The sequence below is a fragment of the Rathayibacter sp. AY1F6 genome (assembly GCF_002932035.1).
GTDB lineage: Bacteria > Actinomycetota > Actinomycetes > Actinomycetales > Microbacteriaceae > Rathayibacter.
In genome coordinates, this window is record NZ_PSVD01000009.1 from 43,145 (window position 1) to 58,171 (window position 15,027).

Sequence of the window (15,027 nt, forward strand, 5' to 3'; positions counted from 1 at the left end):
GGAACCGTCTGGAAGGCGAGCGTCCTCTCAGCCTCCCGCCACCGGCACGATCCGCAGCCGGCTCATCGCCCAGACCAGCGCCCCCGACGCGAGGAACGCGACCGCGATCCCGACGACGAACACCGACACCTGCCCGTACCCGGTCGCGGGATCCAGGAACGGATAGGGCACCCAGCCGTCCGTCGCTCCGCGGATCAGCACCACGACGAGCCAGACGATCGGGTAGACCACGACCAGCCAGAGCCTGCGCCACGGCAGCGGAGGGCGATCCGCGAGCAGCAGCCAGTCGAGCAGTCCGTAGACGGGGAACAGCACGTGCATGACGGTGTTGGCCCACGGCAGCGCCACTCCGCCCGCCACATCGGTGAGGAGGGTGTTGTACACGAGGCCGACGACGATGATGTACCCGGTGAAGGCACCCCGCACCAGTAGGAGCCCGCTGGGCGCGGGGCTGGGGCGGAGCGCGAGCACGGCGGTGGCTCCGAGCACGACGGCCAGCACGATGTTGCTCTGGATGGTGAAGAAGCCGAAGAAGTTGAACGGGTTCAGCGGCGTCCGAGAGGCGGTGTCGACGGCCGTCGCGATCACGGCCACCAGAACGGCGGCGGCCACGAGGAGGCGGAGGAGCGCGACCGGCACGCGGGCCGACTCCGCCCGGGAGGAGGGAGCGGGCGGCGTCATCGCTCGAGCGTAGCGCCGGAGCGCCTACCCTGTCCCCGTGCTCACGATCGGTGTCGACCTCGCTGCGGAGCCGGTGCGCACCGCTCTCGCCGCCCTCGAGTTCTCCGGCGGCCGGGCCGTCGTCCGCTCGCTCGTACTCGGCGCCGAGGACGCGACGATCGTCGAGGCGTCACGGGACGCGGCGGTCATCGGGATCGACTGCGCGTTCGGCTGGCCGGTGGAGTTCGCGGCGTTCGTCTCCGCGCACACGCGACGGGAGGTCTCGCCGCGGACGCTCGCGGGACGCGACTGGCGCCGCCGCCTCGCGTACCGCGAGACGGACCGGGTGGCGCGCGAGGTCACGGGTCGGTGGCCGCTCAGCGTCTCGACCGACCGGCTCGGGATGACCGCGATGCGCTGCGCGGAGCTGCTCGACGCCTTCGCCGCGAGCGGAGAGGACGTCGACCGCTCCGGGCGCGGACGGCTCGTCGAGGCGTACCCGGCGGCGGCGCTGCGGCTCTGGGGAGTGGACACCACGGGGTACAAGACGCGACCGGAGGCCGTGGCGCTCGCCGTGGAGTCGCTGCGACGGGCCGCGCCCTGGCTCGATGTGCCGGCGCCCGCGCTCGCGCTGATGAGCCGCTCCGACGACGCGTTCGACGCCGTCGTCGCCGCTCTCAACGCCCGCGCCCACGCACTGAACGCGACCCTGCCGGTGCCTCCCGAACTGCAGGAGGCGGCGGAGGCCGAGGGGTGGATCGCGGTCCCGACCGGATCGCTCGCGGAGCTCGCGGGCTGATCCGAACCGTTCCGACGGGTGTGCGCTCAGGCCGGGATCTTCGCCCCCAGCAGGCCGGCGGCGACCTCGGCGGCCCGCTCGGCCTCCTCGACGGTCGAGAAGGGTCCGGTGGGGACGAGGGAGGGCGCGGTGGTCAGTCGGGCGTCGATCTCGAGCCGGAACCGGGGCAGCTCCGCCCCGGGAACGACGACGATCCTGACTCCGTTCCGGCTCCATCGCGCGGGTTGGATAGAAGAAATCTGTGTCATGGTGCTCTCCGCTTTCGCGATCATCCGCACGGGTGGCTGACGCCTCGACCGTGCACGCTTCACGCTACGTCCGGTGCCCGTCTCTCCGAACGGGCTTGACCTCTCAGGCTCGTCGGGCGTAGCGCCTCACTGCAGTCGGTCGAGGGTGTCGCTGATCCGCCGCAGGCACTCGATGAGGACCGACACCTGCGCGGCGTCCAGGTCGGCGAGCACCTCGCCCTCGGCGGCGACGAGATTCCGCATAGCCTCGTCGACCCGCTTCATGCCCCGCGGGGTGAGCGAGACGATCTTGCTGCGCGAGTCGGCGGCGTTCTGCTCGCGGACCACGAGCCCGCGAGCCCCGAGGCGGTCGACGCGGCTGGCGAGGTTGCCGCTGGACAGCGCGAGGTTCGTGGCCAGGGCCGAGGGCGTCATCCCGCCCTCCCCGTGCTGCCGCAGCAGCGAGAGGAGCTCGAACTCCCACGGGGCGAGATCGCTGACGGCGAAGGACTGCCGCCGCACCTCCTGCACGCGCGGACTGAGGCGGCGGAGGCGGGAGACGACGTCCAGAGGCGCGAGATCGAGGTCGGGCAGGGCCCCGGCCCACGCGTCGATCACCAGATCGACATCGTCGTCTTCGCGCATGCCCCGATTATCCCCGCACGGCGCGGGCGCCGACGACGGGTGGTCCGGGGAGGCCGGCGGGCCTAGCCTGTGCGGACGACGGGCGGGCCGGTCAGGCGCGGGCGGCCCGGACGTAGGCGACGATCGCGTTGGCGTGGCCATGGCCCAGGCCGTGCTCGGTCTTCAGCCAGGTGACGACCTGCATGTGCGGCTCGGAGCGCAGACGCTCGTCGGCGAGTTCGAGCCAGTCCTGGACGGGACGGCCGTAGGTCTTCCCGATGCTCGGGAAGTACGAGGCCGGTCCCTTCGGCTTCGCACCGTCGGCGGGCGGTTCGGGAGCGAGCACGCGGTCGGTCATGCGGTCACGATAGCGAGCCGCGGTCAGGTCGTGTAGGCCGAGGGGTCGAACCGGCCGAGCTCCTCGCGGAAGGCGAAGGCGAAGTCGGGCCAGAGCAGGGTGAGTCGCCGGTTGTCGTCCAGGTACCAGCTCTCGCAGCCGCCGTTGGTCCAGACGGTGTCGGCGCTGAGGGCGTCGAGGCGGGCGACGGAGGCGGCCTCGGCCTCGGCGGTGACCTCGAGCCGGTCGGCGCCGGAGACGGCGAGGTGGTCGAGCGCGGCGAGCACGTAGTCGATCTGCGTCTCGATCATGTGCACCGCGGAGTTGTGGCCGAGGCTCGCGTTGGGGCCGTTGACGACGAAGAGGCTCGGGAACCCGTGGACCGCGGTCGACTCGTACGCGACCATGCCGTCGGCCCAGCGGTCGGCGAGGAGGACGCCGCCGCGGCCGCGGATGCGCCGGGCGAAGGGCGGCCGCGTGGAGTGGAAGCCGGTCGCGAAGACGAGCACGTCGACCCCGTGCGGGACGCCGTCGTCGCCGAGCGCGGCGCCCTCCTCGACGCGCCGGAGCGGACCGGGGACGACGCGGACGTGCGGCTGCGCGAGAGCGGGGTAGTAGTCGTCCGAGAGGAGCACGCGCTTGCAGCCGATCTCGTAGTCCGGAGTCAGCACGGCGCGGAGCGCGGGATCGATGATCTGCGCCTCGAGGTGGCCGAGCGCCTCCGCCCGCAGCCGATCGATGGCCTCGGGCACGGCGACGCGGCCGGCGAAGCCGAGCTCGGCGCGCCAGAACAGCTCCTCGCGGAGCCTCGCGAGGGCCCCGGGCGCGCGGGAGAGGGCTCGGCGCTCCTCCGGCGGGTAGGCGCGGTTCCTGCGGGGGACGACGTACGGGGCCGAGCGCTGGAAGAGCACCACCTCGGCGGCGCGCTCGGCGAGGTGCGGCACGATCTGCACGGCGGAGGCTCCCGATCCGACGATGCCGACGCGCTTCCCGTCGAGATCGACGTCGTCCCGCCAGCGGGCGGAGTGGAAGGCAGGACCCGCGAACGAATCCAGGCCCGGTACGGCCGGGAGGCGTGGCTCGGAGAGGCGCCCCGCGCAGACGAGGAGGACCGCTGCGGAGTAGTCGCCCCGGGAGGTGCGCACCCGCCAGCGGTGCGCCTCCTCGTCGAAGACCGCCTCGAGCACCTCGGTCCCCAGCCGGAGCCGGGGCGCCAGGCCCTCCTTCTCGACGACGCGCTCGAGGTAGGACTGGATCTCGGCCCCGGGGGCGTAGAACGCCGACCAGTCGGCCTCGGGGGCGAAGGAGTAGGAGTAGAGGTGCGAGGGGATGTCGCAGGAGACTCCGGGGTAGACGTTGTCCCGCCAGGTCCCGCCGATCCGCTCGGCGCGCTCCAGCACGACGAACGAGGTCCCGCCGCGGCGCTCCAGGCGGACCGCGGCTCCGAGCCCGGCGAACCCGGCGCCGATCACGACGACGTCGACGTCCATCAGACCGTCGTCCTCGCCAGGACGCTGCCCGCCGGGTCGCGGTGCGGATCGGCGAGGAAGTGCTCGAGGACGGCGAGGAGCTCGGCGGGCCGCTCGGCGAGCACCGCGTGACCGGAGTCGAGGACGGCGTAGCGGGCGTCGTCGATCGCGCCGAGCAGGGCCTCGGCGCCCTCGACTCCTGCGACGGCATCGGCGGAGCAGCCGACCACGAGGGCGGGAACCCGGCAGTCCATAGCGGCCGCAGCGACGTCGGCCCGGGCGGAGGCGGCGAGCATCCTGGCGGCGTCGGCGCCCCACGGGGAGGAGGTGGTGGCCGAGCGGACGGCGAGGAGCCGAGCGGCCTCCTCCTGCGCGTCGGGCGGCAGCATCGGCCAGAGGCGCGCCGTGCGGAGGAGGCGCTCCGTCGGGCGCAGCCATCCGGCCACGAGGGCGAGGGCGCGCACCCGCCGATCGCCCGCGGCGAGGGCCACGGCGGCTCCGAGCGAGTGGCCGATCAGGACGGCCTCCTCGGCGCCGAGCGCGTCCAGGGAGGCGTGGACCGCGGCGGGTCCGTCGAGCCACGGGTCGCCGAGATCGGCGAGCTCGAGCGCGGCGACGCGGTGGCGCCGCGCCAGCATCGGCAGCAGCAGCCCGGTGTCGCTCCGCGCGCCCCGGCCGACGCCGGTCAGCAGCAGGACCGCGCGCGGGCTCCCGGCGCCCGCGGTCAGCAGCCGCACGGTGGCGCTGTCCGACTCGATCCGCTCCTCCCGGACCAGCTCGGCCTGGCGCCGCAGGTACTCGGAGCGGGTCATGACGCCCGGCGGGTCCCGCGGACCGGGAGGCGCATCCGCTGAGGACCCGCCGCTGCGACGGGCTCCGCCCGCAGCGCCCTCTCCGGCGCGACCACGCCGTACGTCGTGGTGCGCTGGCGCCAGCCGCGGCCGATCTCGCCGCTCAGCCGGGCGACGGTCGCGATGTCGAGCGAGCGGTAGGCCTCCGCTCCGGCCTCGGGCCGCAGGGCCCCGTCGAGCAGCAGGCCGCCGAGGTCGTCCGCCCCGCCGCGGAGGAGGACCTGCGCCGCGTGCAGTCCGAGCTTGGTCCAGGCGGTCTGCACGTGGGCGATCCGGCCGTGGAGGATGAGCCGTGCGACGGCGTGCACGGCGCGGGTCTCGCGGAGGGTCGGCCCGCCCCGGCTCGCGCGCACCACGGAAGGAGGCGCCTCCGCCGGGACGAAGGGCATCGCGATGAACTCGGTGAAGCCGCCCGTCTCGTCCTGTATCGCCGCGAGCGTGCGCAGGTGCGCGAGCTGCTGCTCGGGGGTCTCGACGTGTCCGTAGACCATGGTCGAGGTGGAGCGGAGGCCGCTGCGGTGCGCGGCCGTGATCGCCTCCCGCCACTCGGCCACGGTCGGGTCCGTCCCCTCGCTCAGGACGGCGCGGACGTCGTCGTCGAGGATGCGGGCGGCGGTCCCCGGGACGGAGTCCACGCCGGCCTCGCGCAGAGCGTCGAGCATCTCGGGCAGGGTTCGGCCCGTACGCCGGGCGACCTCGAGGATCTCGCCGGGCCGGTAGGCGTGCAGGTGCAGCGAGGGCTGCCGCTGCTTCAGCGTGCGGACGATCAGCAGCAGATCGTCGCCCGGGTGCTCCGGTCCGATCGCGCCCTGGAGGCAGAGCTCGGTGGCGCCGAGCGCGACCGCCTCGTCGGCGAGCTCCTCCAGCCGCTCGACGGTCAGATCGCCGACTCCCCAGAGCGAGGTGTCGATGTTGCGGTTCACGACGACCGAGACCTCGTCGCCGGCGGCGTCGTGCCGCAGGTCGTCCGCCAGAGCGGAGAGGGCGTCGAGGTCGTCGCCGTCGGCTGCGAGCAGGGCGAGGTAGTCGGCGTCCTCGAGACCGGCGGGGTCTGTCTCCGCCCGGGCGAGCACGGCGCCGAGGGCAGGTGCCACCGGCCGGGGCAGGGCGTCGAGCGAGTCGCGGTAGGGCCGGGGGAGGACCGCTGCCGCCTCGTCGGCGAGCCAGGTCCCGCGGTCGGCGAGCGCCTCGACGTAGGGAGCGACACGCGGATCGATCCAGGTGGCCGAGTCGCGGAGGTACTGCGGGTGGGCGGTCAGCCGCTCGTGCAGCCTGTAGCCGGCCGCCGCGGTGAGCCGCGCGAGGTCGTCGATGTTCGGCCAGGGGCGCTCCGGATTCACGTGATCCGCCGTGAGCGGGCTGACACCGCCCCAGTCGTCGACCCCGGCGCGCAGCAGCAGCCCGAGCTCCTGCTCGTCGGTGAGGTTCGGCGGCGCCTGGATCGTCGCCTCGGCGCCCAGCACGAGGCGCGCGACCGCGACGTTGGCCACGTACTCCTGCAGCTCGAGGTCGACCTCGTTCTGCATGGCCGTCCGCGGCTTCGCGCGGAAGTTCTGGACGATGCACTCCTGCACATGGCCCCACCGCTCGTGGGACTCGCGGATCGCGAAGAGGGCGTCCGCCCGCTCCGCCGCGTTCTCGCCGATGCCCAGCAGCACGCCGGTGGTGAAGGGGATGCGGCTGCGTCCCGCGTCCTCGAGCACGCGCAGGCGCAGCGCCGGGTCCTTGTCCGGGGAGCCGTAGTGCACGCCGCCCTTCTCGGACCAGAGGCGCTCGGCGGTCGTCTCGAGCATCATGCCCATCGAGGGCGCGACCGGGCGGAGCCGCTGCAGCTCGGCCCACGACATCACGCCGGGGTTCAGGTGCGTGACCATGCCCGTCTCGCTCATCACCAGGACGGCCATCGCGCGCACGTACTCGAGCGTCGAGGCGTAGCCGTGCTCGGCGAGCCAGGCGCGGGCGACCGGCCACCGGTCCTCCGGGCGGTCGCCGAGCGTGAACAGGGCCTCCTTGCAGCCGAGCGCGGCACCGGCGCGGGCGACCTCGAGGATCTCCTCCGGCTCCATGAAGGTCGACTCGCGCTTGGCCGCGAGCCCGCCTGGTGTCTCCACGAAGACGCAGTAGTGGCACCGGTCGCGGCAGAGCTTGGTCAGCGGGACGAAGACCTTCCGCGAGTAGGTGACGACGCCGGGCCGTCCGCGGCGGGCGAGTCCGTCGTCGCGCAGGCGGCCGGCGGCCTCCAGCAGCAGGTCGAGGTCGTCGCCGCGCGCGCCGAGGAGCTCTTCTGCGGTCTCGCGCGTCAGCGCCTCGCCGTGGTCGAGCCGGGCGAGCAGGGTGGCCGTGGTCATGCGGGAGCGGCCCTTCCGAAGGGGGTCGTGGCGGAGGCGGGAGGTCAGAGCGCGCGCAGCCGCGGCGCGAGGTCGCGCTCGAAGGCGTCGAAGAAGCGCTGCTGGTCGTCGCCCGGGGCGTGGAAGACCAGGTGGGTGAAGCCCGCGTCGACGTAGGGCTTGATCTGCGCGACCGTCTCCTCGGGGTCGGAGCCGACGATCCAGCGCTTCGCGACCTGCTCGATCGGCAGCTCGTCGGCGGCGCGCTCCATGTCGACCGGATCGGTCAGCGAGTGCTTCTGCTCCGGCGACAGCGAGAGCGGCGCCCAGAAGCGCGTGTTCTCGAGCGCGAGCGCCGGATCGGGATCGTAGGAGAGCTTGATCTCGATCATGCGGTCGATGGTCGAGGAGTCGCGATCGGCCGCCGCGGCGCCCTCCTCGACGGCGGGGAGCAGCTTCTCGGTGTAGAGCTCCATGCCCTTGCCCGACGTGCAGATGAAGCCGTCGCCCGCCCGGCCGGCGTACTTGGCGACGACGGGGCCGCCCGCCGCGATGTAGACCGGCACGCCGCTCTCGGGCTTGTCGTAGATCGACGCCTCGTGCGTGGAGTAGTACTCGCCGTCGAAGGTGACGCGGTCGCCCGCCCACAGCGCGCGCATCAGCCGCACGGCCTCGCGCAGGCGGGCGAAGCGCTCCTTGAAGTCGGGCCAGGTCTGCTCGCCCGCGCCCTGATAGCCGGTGGCGACCTCGTTCAGCGCCTCGCCGGTGCCGACGCCGAGCATGATCCGCTCGGGGTAGAGCACGCCGAGCGTGCCGAACGCCTGGGCGATGACGGCGGGGTTGTAGCGGTAGTGCGGGGTCATGACGGAGGTGCCGAGGGTGATGGTGGAGGTGCGCTCACCGGCCGCGGCGAGCCAGGCGAGGGAGAACGGCGCGTGCCCGCCCGTGTGCCGCCACGGCTGGAAGTGGTCCGAGACGACCGCGGTCTCGAAGCCGTGCCGCTCGGCGCCGACCGCGAGCTCGACGAGCTCCCGGGCGCCGAACTGCTCCGCCGATGCCTTGTACCCGAGCGTGATCGTCATCTGCAGCCTTCGTGAGAGGTGGGACGGCTCCCGGAGCGGGAGCGGCCCCTCCATTCTGCGCCTGCCGCCGCGCCCGGCGGGACGGGTGGACGCACCCGGGGGAGGCGTGCCCCGATCCCGCGCTGGGGAGGAGCGTCAGGCCGGCGGAGCGGCGATGTTCACCATCCAGCCGACGCCGTAGCGGTCGACCAGCATCCCGAAGCGGTCGCCCCAGGGCGAGGCGACCAGCGGCTCGACGACCGTGCCGCCCTCGGCCAGGCCGTCCCAGTAGCCGCTCAGCTCGGCGTCGTCGTCGCCGAAGAGCGCGATCTTGATGCGGGCGCCGCTCTCGGCCGGGCTCGAGGAGGGGGAGTCGGAGCCCATCAGGATCATCCCGCTCGGCGTGACGAGCTGGGCGTGCATGATCCGGTCCTGGTCGGCCGGATCCGCGCTCATCCCGAAGTCGCCGAAGCGGCTGGAGCTGAGCTCGCCGCCGAGGACGTCCCGGTAGAACTCCATCGCCTCCTGCGCGGAGCCGTCGAAGCCGATGTAGGGGCTCAGTGAAGTGGGCACGGCACGCCTTTCCGTCGAGGTGCGCCCAGTATCTCCGCGTCCCGACGCGAGCACCAGGGGCGTCCTGCGGAAGTTCCGCCCCCGGCCCTCAGAGCTCGTCGCGGGTGGGCGGGTTCGCGCCGGAGCGGGAGGTCGTGATGCCGGCGACGTGCGCGGCGTGGCGGCCGATCGCGTGCAGGGCGGGGCCGTCGAGGAGCATCCCGTTCGCGGCGCCGAGGCCCTGGCGGAACGCCTCGTCGAGGATCGCGCCCATCGCGGAGTCGCCGGCGCCGATCGTGTCCGCCACCACGATCCGGGCGGCGGGCACGGTCACCCGCGTCATGGCCGAGGCCAGCAGCAGTCCCTCCGCGCCGCGGGTGACGACCGCGAGCTGCGACCCGAGGGAGAGCAGCCGGCTGAGGACCTCGTCGAGCTGCATCGTCGGGTAGAGCCACTCCGCGTCCTCGTCGCTGAGCTTCACGACCTCGCACGCGGCGGCGATCCGCTCGAAGCGCGCGAGCGCCTCGGCGTGCGCGCCGACCAGAGCCGGGCGGATGTTCGCGTCGACGCTCGCCGTCACTCCGGCGGGCAGTGCCTCGAGGAGCTCGAGCACGGCGGATCCGCCCGGCTCGAGGAAGATCGCGATGGAACCGGTGTGGACGTGGGAGGCGCCCTCCGGGTCCGCCGCCGGCGGGTTCCAGGAGAGGTCGAAGACGTAGCGGGCCGACCCGTCCGCGGCGAGGACCGCCCGAGCGGTGCTGGTGCGCTCCGAGTCGCCGTGCCGGACCTCCACGCCGGAGGCCTCGAGGTGGGCGCTGATGCGGCGGCCGCGCTCGTCGTCGGCGATGTCGGTGACGAGGGTCGCGGGCCGCCCGAGTCGGGCGAGCGTGAGGGCGACGTTGGCCGGGGAGCCGCCGACGTGCTCCGTGGCGCTGCCGTCGCGCTCGACGATGTCGATCAGCGCCTCGCCGATGACCAGGGTGCGGGAAGCCGGGCTGACGCGCTCGTCGGTGGAGGACATGCCGACATCATGCCGGGTGACGGGGTCGCCCCGCGACGCGCGGGGCCGACCGGCGCAAGCGGCTCGCGTCCCGACCGCGGTCTCAGCCCCGGTCGTGCAGGTCCGCCAGCACCGCGTCCACGGTCGTGATCTCGATCAGCGGCGCGTACAGGGACATGGCGTCGAGCGCGCGCTGGTGGTCGGCCTCGGAGGCGCCCGCGCAGGCGTCCGCGGCGACCCTGACCCGCACTCCGGCGTCCGCGGCCGCCAGCGCCGTCGAGAGCACGCAGCAGTCGGTCGAGACGCCGGTGAGCACGAGCTCGCGGGAGTCGTCGAGCTCGGCCTCGAGCTCGGGCCCCCACTTGCCGAAGGTCGTGGCGGTGATCGTGCGGTGGCCCTCGAACCCGGCCGCGAGCTCGTAGAGCCGGTCGCTCTCGGGGACGAGCGCGAACGGCCACTCGCGGTAGTAGGGGATCCACGCGCCGGCGGGCCGCTCCGGGGCGACGAAGCGGGTGGTCACGACCCGCTCGCCGAACGCCGGGAGGAGCCGGCGGGTCCCCTCGGCCGCGCGCTCGAATCCGCCGGATCCCCACGGCGACTCGGCGTCGGCGAAGACGTGCTGCAGGTCGATCGCGACGAGCAGGCTCACGCCGAGGCCTCCTGGCGGCGGACGGCCCCGCGCGAGAGGGCGAGCGTTCCCGCGAAGCCGATCACGAGCGCCACGAGGACGCCGAGGTTGGCGCCGGCCCAGTCGCCGTCGCGGCCGCCGAGCGGGCCGAGGAGGTAGCCCTCCCACTCGAACCCGGGGGAGTAGTTGACCACCAGGCCCCAGCCGACGATCGCGCCGATCAGCACGAGGGCCACGGGGACCGCCGAGACGCTGCCGTAGCGGCCGCGGGAGTCGTACAGGGCTTCCTGGTCGTAGTCGCGCCGGCGGAGGAGGAGGTCGGCGAGGAACACGCCGAGCCAGGCCGCGATCGGCACGCCGAGGGTGATCAGGAAGCCCTGGAACGGGCCGAGGAAGTCGCCCGCGACGAACACGACGTAGACCGCTCCGAGGACCATCAGCACGCCGTCGATCCCGGCGGCCACCGGACGCGAGACCTTGAGCCCCGTGCTGAGCAGCGCCAGGCCCGAGGAGTAGATGTCCATCACGGCCCCGCCGATCAGGCCGAGCAGCGCGACGACGATGAAGGGGAGCAGGAACCAGGTCGGCAGGATCCCGGCGAGCGCTCCGATCGGGTCCGCGGCGATCGCGTCCGAGAGCTCCTGCGAGGAGCCGGCCAGCAGCAGGCCGACGACCACCAGCACGACGGGCGCGACCGCTCCGCCGATCGTCGTCCACGCGATCACTCCGCTCGTGCGGGCACCGCGGGGGAGGTAGCGGGAGTAGTCGGCCGCGGCGTTCACCCAGCCCAGCCCGAAGCCGGTCATCATGAACACGAGCCCGCCGATGACCGCGGCGGCCGAGCCCGCGGGCAGGGCGCCGACGGCGGCGAGGTCGATCCGGTCGAGGACGAGCACGACGTAGACCACGGTCAGCACGGCGGTCGCGACGGTGATCGCGAGCTGGAGCCGCATGATCAGGCGGAAGCCCGCGATCCCGGCGATCACGATGAGCGCGGCGACCACGATCAGCGCGACCACCTTGGTGAGCACGCCCCCGTCCCAGCCGAACTCCTCGAACACCGTCGCCGTCGCGAGCACCGCGAGTGAGGCCAGCACCGTCTCCCAGCCCACCGTGAGCAGCCAGGAGATCACCGAGACGAGGCGGTTGCCGTCGACCCCGAAGGCCGCCCGGCTGAGCACCATCGTGGGGGCGGAGCCGCGCTTGCCGGCGACGGCGACCAGACCGCAGAAGAGGAACGAGACGACGATCCCGATCACGCTGACGAGCGTCGCCTGCCCGAAGGAGAGGCCGAAGCCGAGGAGGAAGGAGCCGTAGCTCAGCCCGAGCACGGACACGTTCGCGGCGAACCACGGCCAGAACAGGTCGCGAGGGCGGCCGTGCCGCTCCGACTCCTGGATCGTGTCGAGGCCGTTGAGCTCGATGCCGCTTGCGGGGCGGGTGCTCGGACGATCGGGGGAGGTCATCGCGTCCTCGTTCTCACGGGTGCCGGCCCTGCGCCGGAGCTGTGACGAACCTACAGCGCCCCGCGCTCGAACAGCAGCCGGAGCGATTCGAGGTCGTCCGCGACCCGCGCGCAGTCCTCGTCCCAGTCGTCGAGGCTCATCCCGGGGCGCCGCCGCACGGTGAAGGCCACCTCGGCGCCGTCCCCGTTCACGAGCACCCGGAGCGGATTGTCCACCACCGTCCCGTCGGGGAGCGTGACCTCGTGGTCCGCGACGCCGAACGGGTTCTGCGGGGCGAAGCGCACCTCGACCCGGCCCATCGGCGAGTCGGCGAACCAGCGTCCGTCGACCTCTTCGAGCGCGGCGGAGGCGAGGCCCGCGGCCCACCGCGGGAGGTTCGCCGGGTCGGAGACGAAGGCGTACACCTCCGCGGCCGGAGCCTCGATCACGACGCCCACGGGGCGCGATTCGTACAGGGTCATCCGCTCGTCCTTCCTCTGCAGCCGGTCAGTGCTCGTCGCCGAAGCTGGCGACCAGCAGCGCGGCCAGCGCCGTCCGCTCCAGCATGCCCTCGATGCCGATCGCCTCGCTGCGCGCGTGCGCACCCTCGCCCGGGGCGCCGAGCCCGTCGAGGACCGGCAGGCCCAGCGCGGCGACGAGGTTGCCGTCGCTCGCCCCGCCGACCGCGATCTCGCGGAGGGGGACGTCGATCCGCTTCGCGACCCGCTCGGCCCTGCGGTAGAGCGCGGCGACGGAGGCGGTCCGCTCGAAGACGGGCCGCTCCCAGGAGCCGCGCACCTCCAGCCGGATGCGCGGGTCGGCGGCGGCGAGCGCGTCGAGCTCGGCCTCGACGCGGGCGGCCTCGGCGGATCCGCGGATCCGCGCCTCCAGCTCCAGGCGCACGCGGGCCGTCGTCACGTTGACCCTCGAGCCGCCGGAGACCACTCCGATGTTGACCGAGGTGCCCTCCTCCTCCCGCGCGATCGCCAGCACCCGCGGGATCAGCGAGCCGAGCTCGTGGATCGCGCTCGCCCCCTTCTCCGGCTCGACCCCGGCGTGCGCCTCGACCCCGACCACGTCGATCACGAAGCGCCCGATGCCCTTGCGCGCCGTCTTGACCGCGTCGCCGATCGCGCCCTCGAACACCAGGACCGCGTCGGCGCCCGCGCACTGCCGCTCCAGGAACGGGCGGGAGGCGGCGCTGCCGATCTCCTCGTCCCCGCTCATCACCAGGCGGACGGCCGGATGCGGGACGCCGGCGTGGCGGAGCGCGGCCACCAGCCACACCATCTGCACCAGCCCGGCCTTCATGTCGTAGCTGCCCGGTCCGCTCAGGCGGTCGCCGTCGACGGCGAAGGGCCAGGAGCGGGTCGTGCCCAGGGGCCACACCGTGTCGTAGTGGCCGAGCAGCGCCACGAACGGACGCGTGCCCCGGTGCGGTCTCGCGCCGCCGCTCGCCGGGACGGTCCAGCTGGTCGCGGTCGGCGCGTCCTGCGCACGCCGGTGCTGCACGTCGGCGTCGTGCCCGAGCCGCTCTCCCACCCAGTGCACCAGGAAGGCGTGCAGCTCGCCGAGCGCCTCGAGGGAGTCGCTGGGGCTCTCGATCATCACGAGGTGCCGGACGTCGTCGAGCATCCGCGAGCGGTTGTCGCGGAGGAAGGAGCGCACGCGGGCGGCGTCGTCGGCATCGGGGAAGGTCATCGACTCCGGAGTACCAGAGTGCGGCCGCTCGCGCGAACCGGCTGAACCGTTCGGGCCCCCGTTACGTTGGTGCAGGAAGAGGTGGAGATGTCCGAGGATCAGGCCCAGATGCTGCGTGCGCTGCACGACGAGCACGCCAGCGCGCTCTGGCGGTTCGTGCTGCGCCTGACCGGCGACCGCCAGATGGCGGAGGACGTCGTGCAGGAGGCGCTGCTGCGCGCCTGGAAGCACCCCGAGATCCTCGCCCAGGGCGAGGCCGCCGCCCGCTCCTGGCTCTACACCGTGGCCCGGAACCTCGTCATCGACGACCGCCGCAGCGCCCGCTACGCCCGGGAGCTGGGCACGGACGAGGTCCCCGAGCGCCCGACCGCCGACCGCACCGACCAGGTGCTCGACGCCTGGCTGCTCTCGGACGCGCTCAGCGGACTGAGCCACGACCACCGCGCGGTCATCGTGCACGCCTACTACGGCGGCCGCACGGTCACCGAGATCGCCGCGCTGCTGGGGATCGCCCCGGGCACCGTCAAGTCGCGGATGCACTACGGGATGCGGGCCCTCAAGCTCGCACTGCAGGAGCGGGGGGTGACGGAGCTGTGAGCCGCGACCCCTCCTCCGACGACCGGCACGACGACCCCTTCCGCGACTGGGACGCCGCGTACCTCCTCGGATCCCTGACCGCTGCCGACCGCCGCGAGTACGAGCTGCACCTGCGCGCCTGCCCCGGCTGCCGCGAGTCCCTCGCCGAGTTCGTCCCGCTGCCGGGCCTGCTGGCCCACCTGCCCCAGGACGAGGCGATGCGCCTGGTCGAGGAGCCCGAGGCGGCCGGCGATCCGGCTCCGGCGGCACTGCTGACCCGCCTCGCCGCGGCCACCGACTCCGTCCGCCGCCGGACGCGGCTGCGCATCGCGGGCCTGGTGCTCGCCGCCGCGGGCGTCTCGGCCGCCGCCGCCGTCGCCCTGCCGCTCGCGATCGGCCCGACCCTCGCCCCCGTCGAGACCGTCGGCTCGACCGTCTCGCTCGCCGCGGCTCCGGGCGTCCCCGTCGAGGCCTCCGTGCGGTTCGTGCCGCAGCAGTGGGGCACGCGGATCGACATGGACTGCAGCTGGGCCGACACGGCCGAGCAGTACGCGGGCTCGGCCGGCTACGTCCTCTACGTCACGGACACCTCGGGCGGCACCGAGGCCGTCGGATCGTGGACGAGCGCGCCGGGGACGACGATGGAGCCCAGCCTCGCCACCGGGCTCCCGCTCTCCGAGATCGCCTCGGTCGAGGTGCGGCTGCAGGGATCGGACACCGTCGTGCTCACCGGCCGCCCCTGAGCGGGCCGCCGGATTCCCAGGTGCGCG

The 15,027-nt window shown here is 73.8% G+C and carries 17 protein-coding genes; 3 read left to right on the forward strand and 14 right to left on the reverse strand.

Going from position 1 to position 15,027, the window contains the following annotated elements; genetic code table 11:
* Positions 1-27: 27 nt before the first annotated feature.
* Positions 28-681, reverse strand: coding sequence for a Pr6Pr family membrane protein (locus tag C5C44_RS09550; protein ID WP_104261112.1), 654 nt, complete (start codon positions 679-681; stop codon positions 28-30).
* A 37-nt stretch (positions 682-718) separates the two neighbouring features.
* Between C5C44_RS09550 and C5C44_RS09555 the strand changes: the two genes are divergently transcribed.
* On the forward strand, positions 719-1,459 hold the full coding sequence (locus C5C44_RS09555; protein WP_104335752.1) for a DUF429 domain-containing protein: 741 nt from the start codon (positions 719-721) through the stop codon (positions 1,457-1,459).
* Positions 1,460-1,485: 26 nt separating this feature from the next.
* Here C5C44_RS09555 and C5C44_RS09560 read toward each other — a convergent pair whose 3' ends face one another.
* From C5C44_RS09560 to C5C44_RS09620, 13 genes are all read right to left on the reverse strand, one after another.
* On the reverse strand, positions 1,486-1,707 hold the full coding sequence (locus C5C44_RS09560; RefSeq protein ID WP_146076606.1) for a hypothetical protein: 222 nt from the start codon (positions 1,705-1,707) through the stop codon (positions 1,486-1,488).
* Between the two features lie 126 nt (positions 1,708-1,833).
* Positions 1,834-2,331: a MarR family winged helix-turn-helix transcriptional regulator gene (locus C5C44_RS09565; protein ID WP_104335753.1), complete on the reverse strand. Its 498-nt coding sequence runs from the start codon at positions 2,329-2,331 to the stop codon at positions 1,834-1,836.
* A gap of 91 nt (positions 2,332-2,422) precedes the next feature.
* Positions 2,423-2,668, reverse strand: a complete 246-nt coding sequence (locus C5C44_RS09570; RefSeq protein ID WP_104335754.1) for a DUF4287 domain-containing protein — start codon at positions 2,666-2,668, stop codon at positions 2,423-2,425.
* A gap of 23 nt (positions 2,669-2,691) precedes the next feature.
* On the reverse strand, positions 2,692-4,137 hold the full coding sequence (locus tag C5C44_RS09575; RefSeq protein ID WP_104335755.1) for an NAD(P)/FAD-dependent oxidoreductase: 1,446 nt from the start codon (positions 4,135-4,137) through the stop codon (positions 2,692-2,694).
* Positions 4,137-4,928: an alpha/beta fold hydrolase gene (locus C5C44_RS09580; protein ID WP_104335756.1), complete on the reverse strand. Its 792-nt coding sequence runs from the start codon at positions 4,926-4,928 to the stop codon at positions 4,137-4,139. Before C5C44_RS09580 ends, C5C44_RS09575 begins: the two co-directional genes overlap by 1 nt.
* A complete protein-coding gene (gene cofG, locus C5C44_RS09585) occupies positions 4,925-7,315 on the reverse strand; it encodes a 7,8-didemethyl-8-hydroxy-5-deazariboflavin synthase CofG (protein ID WP_104335757.1) in 2,391 nt (796 codons plus the stop codon). Before cofG ends, C5C44_RS09580 begins: the two co-directional genes overlap by 4 nt.
* Before the next feature lie 44 nt (positions 7,316-7,359).
* Complete coding sequence (fgd, locus tag C5C44_RS09590) at positions 7,360-8,376, reverse strand: glucose-6-phosphate dehydrogenase (coenzyme-F420) (RefSeq protein WP_181067747.1); 1,017 nt, start codon at positions 8,374-8,376, stop codon at positions 7,360-7,362.
* A gap of 135 nt (positions 8,377-8,511) precedes the next feature.
* Positions 8,512-8,928 carry a VOC family protein gene (locus C5C44_RS09595; RefSeq protein WP_104335758.1) on the reverse strand — a complete coding sequence of 139 codons (417 nt, stop codon included), beginning with the start codon at positions 8,926-8,928 and terminating at the stop codon, positions 8,512-8,514.
* An 88-nt stretch (positions 8,929-9,016) separates the two neighbouring features.
* The gene (locus C5C44_RS09600; protein ID WP_104266866.1) at positions 9,017-9,928 is read right to left on the reverse strand and encodes a carbohydrate kinase; all 912 of its coding nucleotides are present in this window, start codon (positions 9,926-9,928) and stop codon (positions 9,017-9,019) included.
* Positions 9,929-10,010: 82 nt separating this feature from the next.
* Positions 10,011-10,556 (reverse strand): cysteine hydrolase family protein, encoded by a 546-nt coding sequence (locus C5C44_RS09605; RefSeq protein WP_104335759.1) that lies wholly within the window; start codon positions 10,554-10,556, stop codon positions 10,011-10,013.
* The gene (locus C5C44_RS09610) at positions 10,553-12,001 is read right to left on the reverse strand and encodes a cytosine permease (RefSeq protein WP_104335760.1); all 1,449 of its coding nucleotides are present in this window, start codon (positions 11,999-12,001) and stop codon (positions 10,553-10,555) included. Before C5C44_RS09610 ends, C5C44_RS09605 begins: the two co-directional genes overlap by 4 nt.
* A gap of 50 nt (positions 12,002-12,051) precedes the next feature.
* A complete protein-coding gene (locus C5C44_RS09615; protein WP_104246714.1) occupies positions 12,052-12,462 on the reverse strand; it encodes an SRPBCC family protein in 411 nt (136 codons plus the stop codon).
* Positions 12,463-12,487: 25 nt separating this feature from the next.
* A complete protein-coding gene (locus C5C44_RS09620; RefSeq protein WP_104225069.1) occupies positions 12,488-13,681 on the reverse strand; it encodes a M20/M25/M40 family metallo-hydrolase in 1,194 nt (397 codons plus the stop codon).
* Positions 13,682-13,768: 87 nt separating this feature from the next.
* On the opposite strand from C5C44_RS09620, the gene C5C44_RS09625 reads away from it, so the two are divergent.
* Both C5C44_RS09625 and C5C44_RS09630 read left to right on the forward strand, forming a co-directional pair.
* Complete coding sequence (locus C5C44_RS09625; protein ID WP_104225070.1) at positions 13,769-14,278, forward strand: sigma-70 family RNA polymerase sigma factor; 510 nt, start codon at positions 13,769-13,771, stop codon at positions 14,276-14,278.
* A complete protein-coding gene (locus C5C44_RS09630) occupies positions 14,275-15,000 on the forward strand; it encodes an anti-sigma factor (RefSeq protein ID WP_104273099.1) in 726 nt (241 codons plus the stop codon). Before C5C44_RS09625 ends, C5C44_RS09630 begins: the two co-directional genes overlap by 4 nt.
* The last annotated feature ends 27 nt before the right edge of the window (positions 15,001-15,027 follow it).

Bases quoted from the DNA above. Each gene is read 5' to 3' on its own strand.
- fgd (WP_181067747.1), bottom strand. From the start codon at position 8,376: ATGACGATCACGCTCGGGTACAAGGCATCGGCGGAGCAGTTCGGCGCC.
- C5C44_RS09615 (WP_104246714.1), bottom strand. From the start codon at position 12,462: ATGACCCTGTACGAATCGCGCCCCGTGGGCGTCGTGATCGAGGCTCCG.
- C5C44_RS09565 (WP_104335753.1), bottom strand. From the start codon at position 2,331: ATGCGCGAAGACGACGATGTCGATCTGGTGATCGACGCGTGGGCCGGG.
- C5C44_RS09610 (WP_104335760.1), bottom strand. From the start codon at position 12,001: ATGACCTCCCCCGATCGTCCGAGCACCCGCCCCGCAAGCGGCATCGAG.
- cofG (WP_104335757.1), bottom strand. From the start codon at position 7,315: ATGACCACGGCCACCCTGCTCGCCCGGCTCGACCACGGCGAGGCGCTG.
- C5C44_RS09575 (WP_104335755.1), bottom strand. From the start codon at position 4,137: ATGGACGTCGACGTCGTCGTGATCGGCGCCGGGTTCGCCGGGCTCGGA.
- C5C44_RS09570 (WP_104335754.1), bottom strand. From the start codon at position 2,668: ATGACCGACCGCGTGCTCGCTCCCGAACCGCCCGCCGACGGTGCGAAG.
- C5C44_RS09620 (WP_104225069.1), bottom strand. From the start codon at position 13,681: ATGACCTTCCCCGATGCCGACGACGCCGCCCGCGTGCGCTCCTTCCTC.
- C5C44_RS09625 (WP_104225070.1), top strand. From the start codon at position 13,769: ATGTCCGAGGATCAGGCCCAGATGCTGCGTGCGCTGCACGACGAGCAC.
- C5C44_RS09550 (WP_104261112.1), bottom strand. From the start codon at position 681: ATGACGCCGCCCGCTCCCTCCTCCCGGGCGGAGTCGGCCCGCGTGCCG.
- C5C44_RS09560 (WP_146076606.1), bottom strand. From the start codon at position 1,707: ATGACACAGATTTCTTCTATCCAACCCGCGCGATGGAGCCGGAACGGA.
- C5C44_RS09600 (WP_104266866.1), bottom strand. From the start codon at position 9,928: ATGTCCTCCACCGACGAGCGCGTCAGCCCGGCTTCCCGCACCCTGGTC.
- C5C44_RS09580 (WP_104335756.1), bottom strand. From the start codon at position 4,928: ATGACCCGCTCCGAGTACCTGCGGCGCCAGGCCGAGCTGGTCCGGGAG.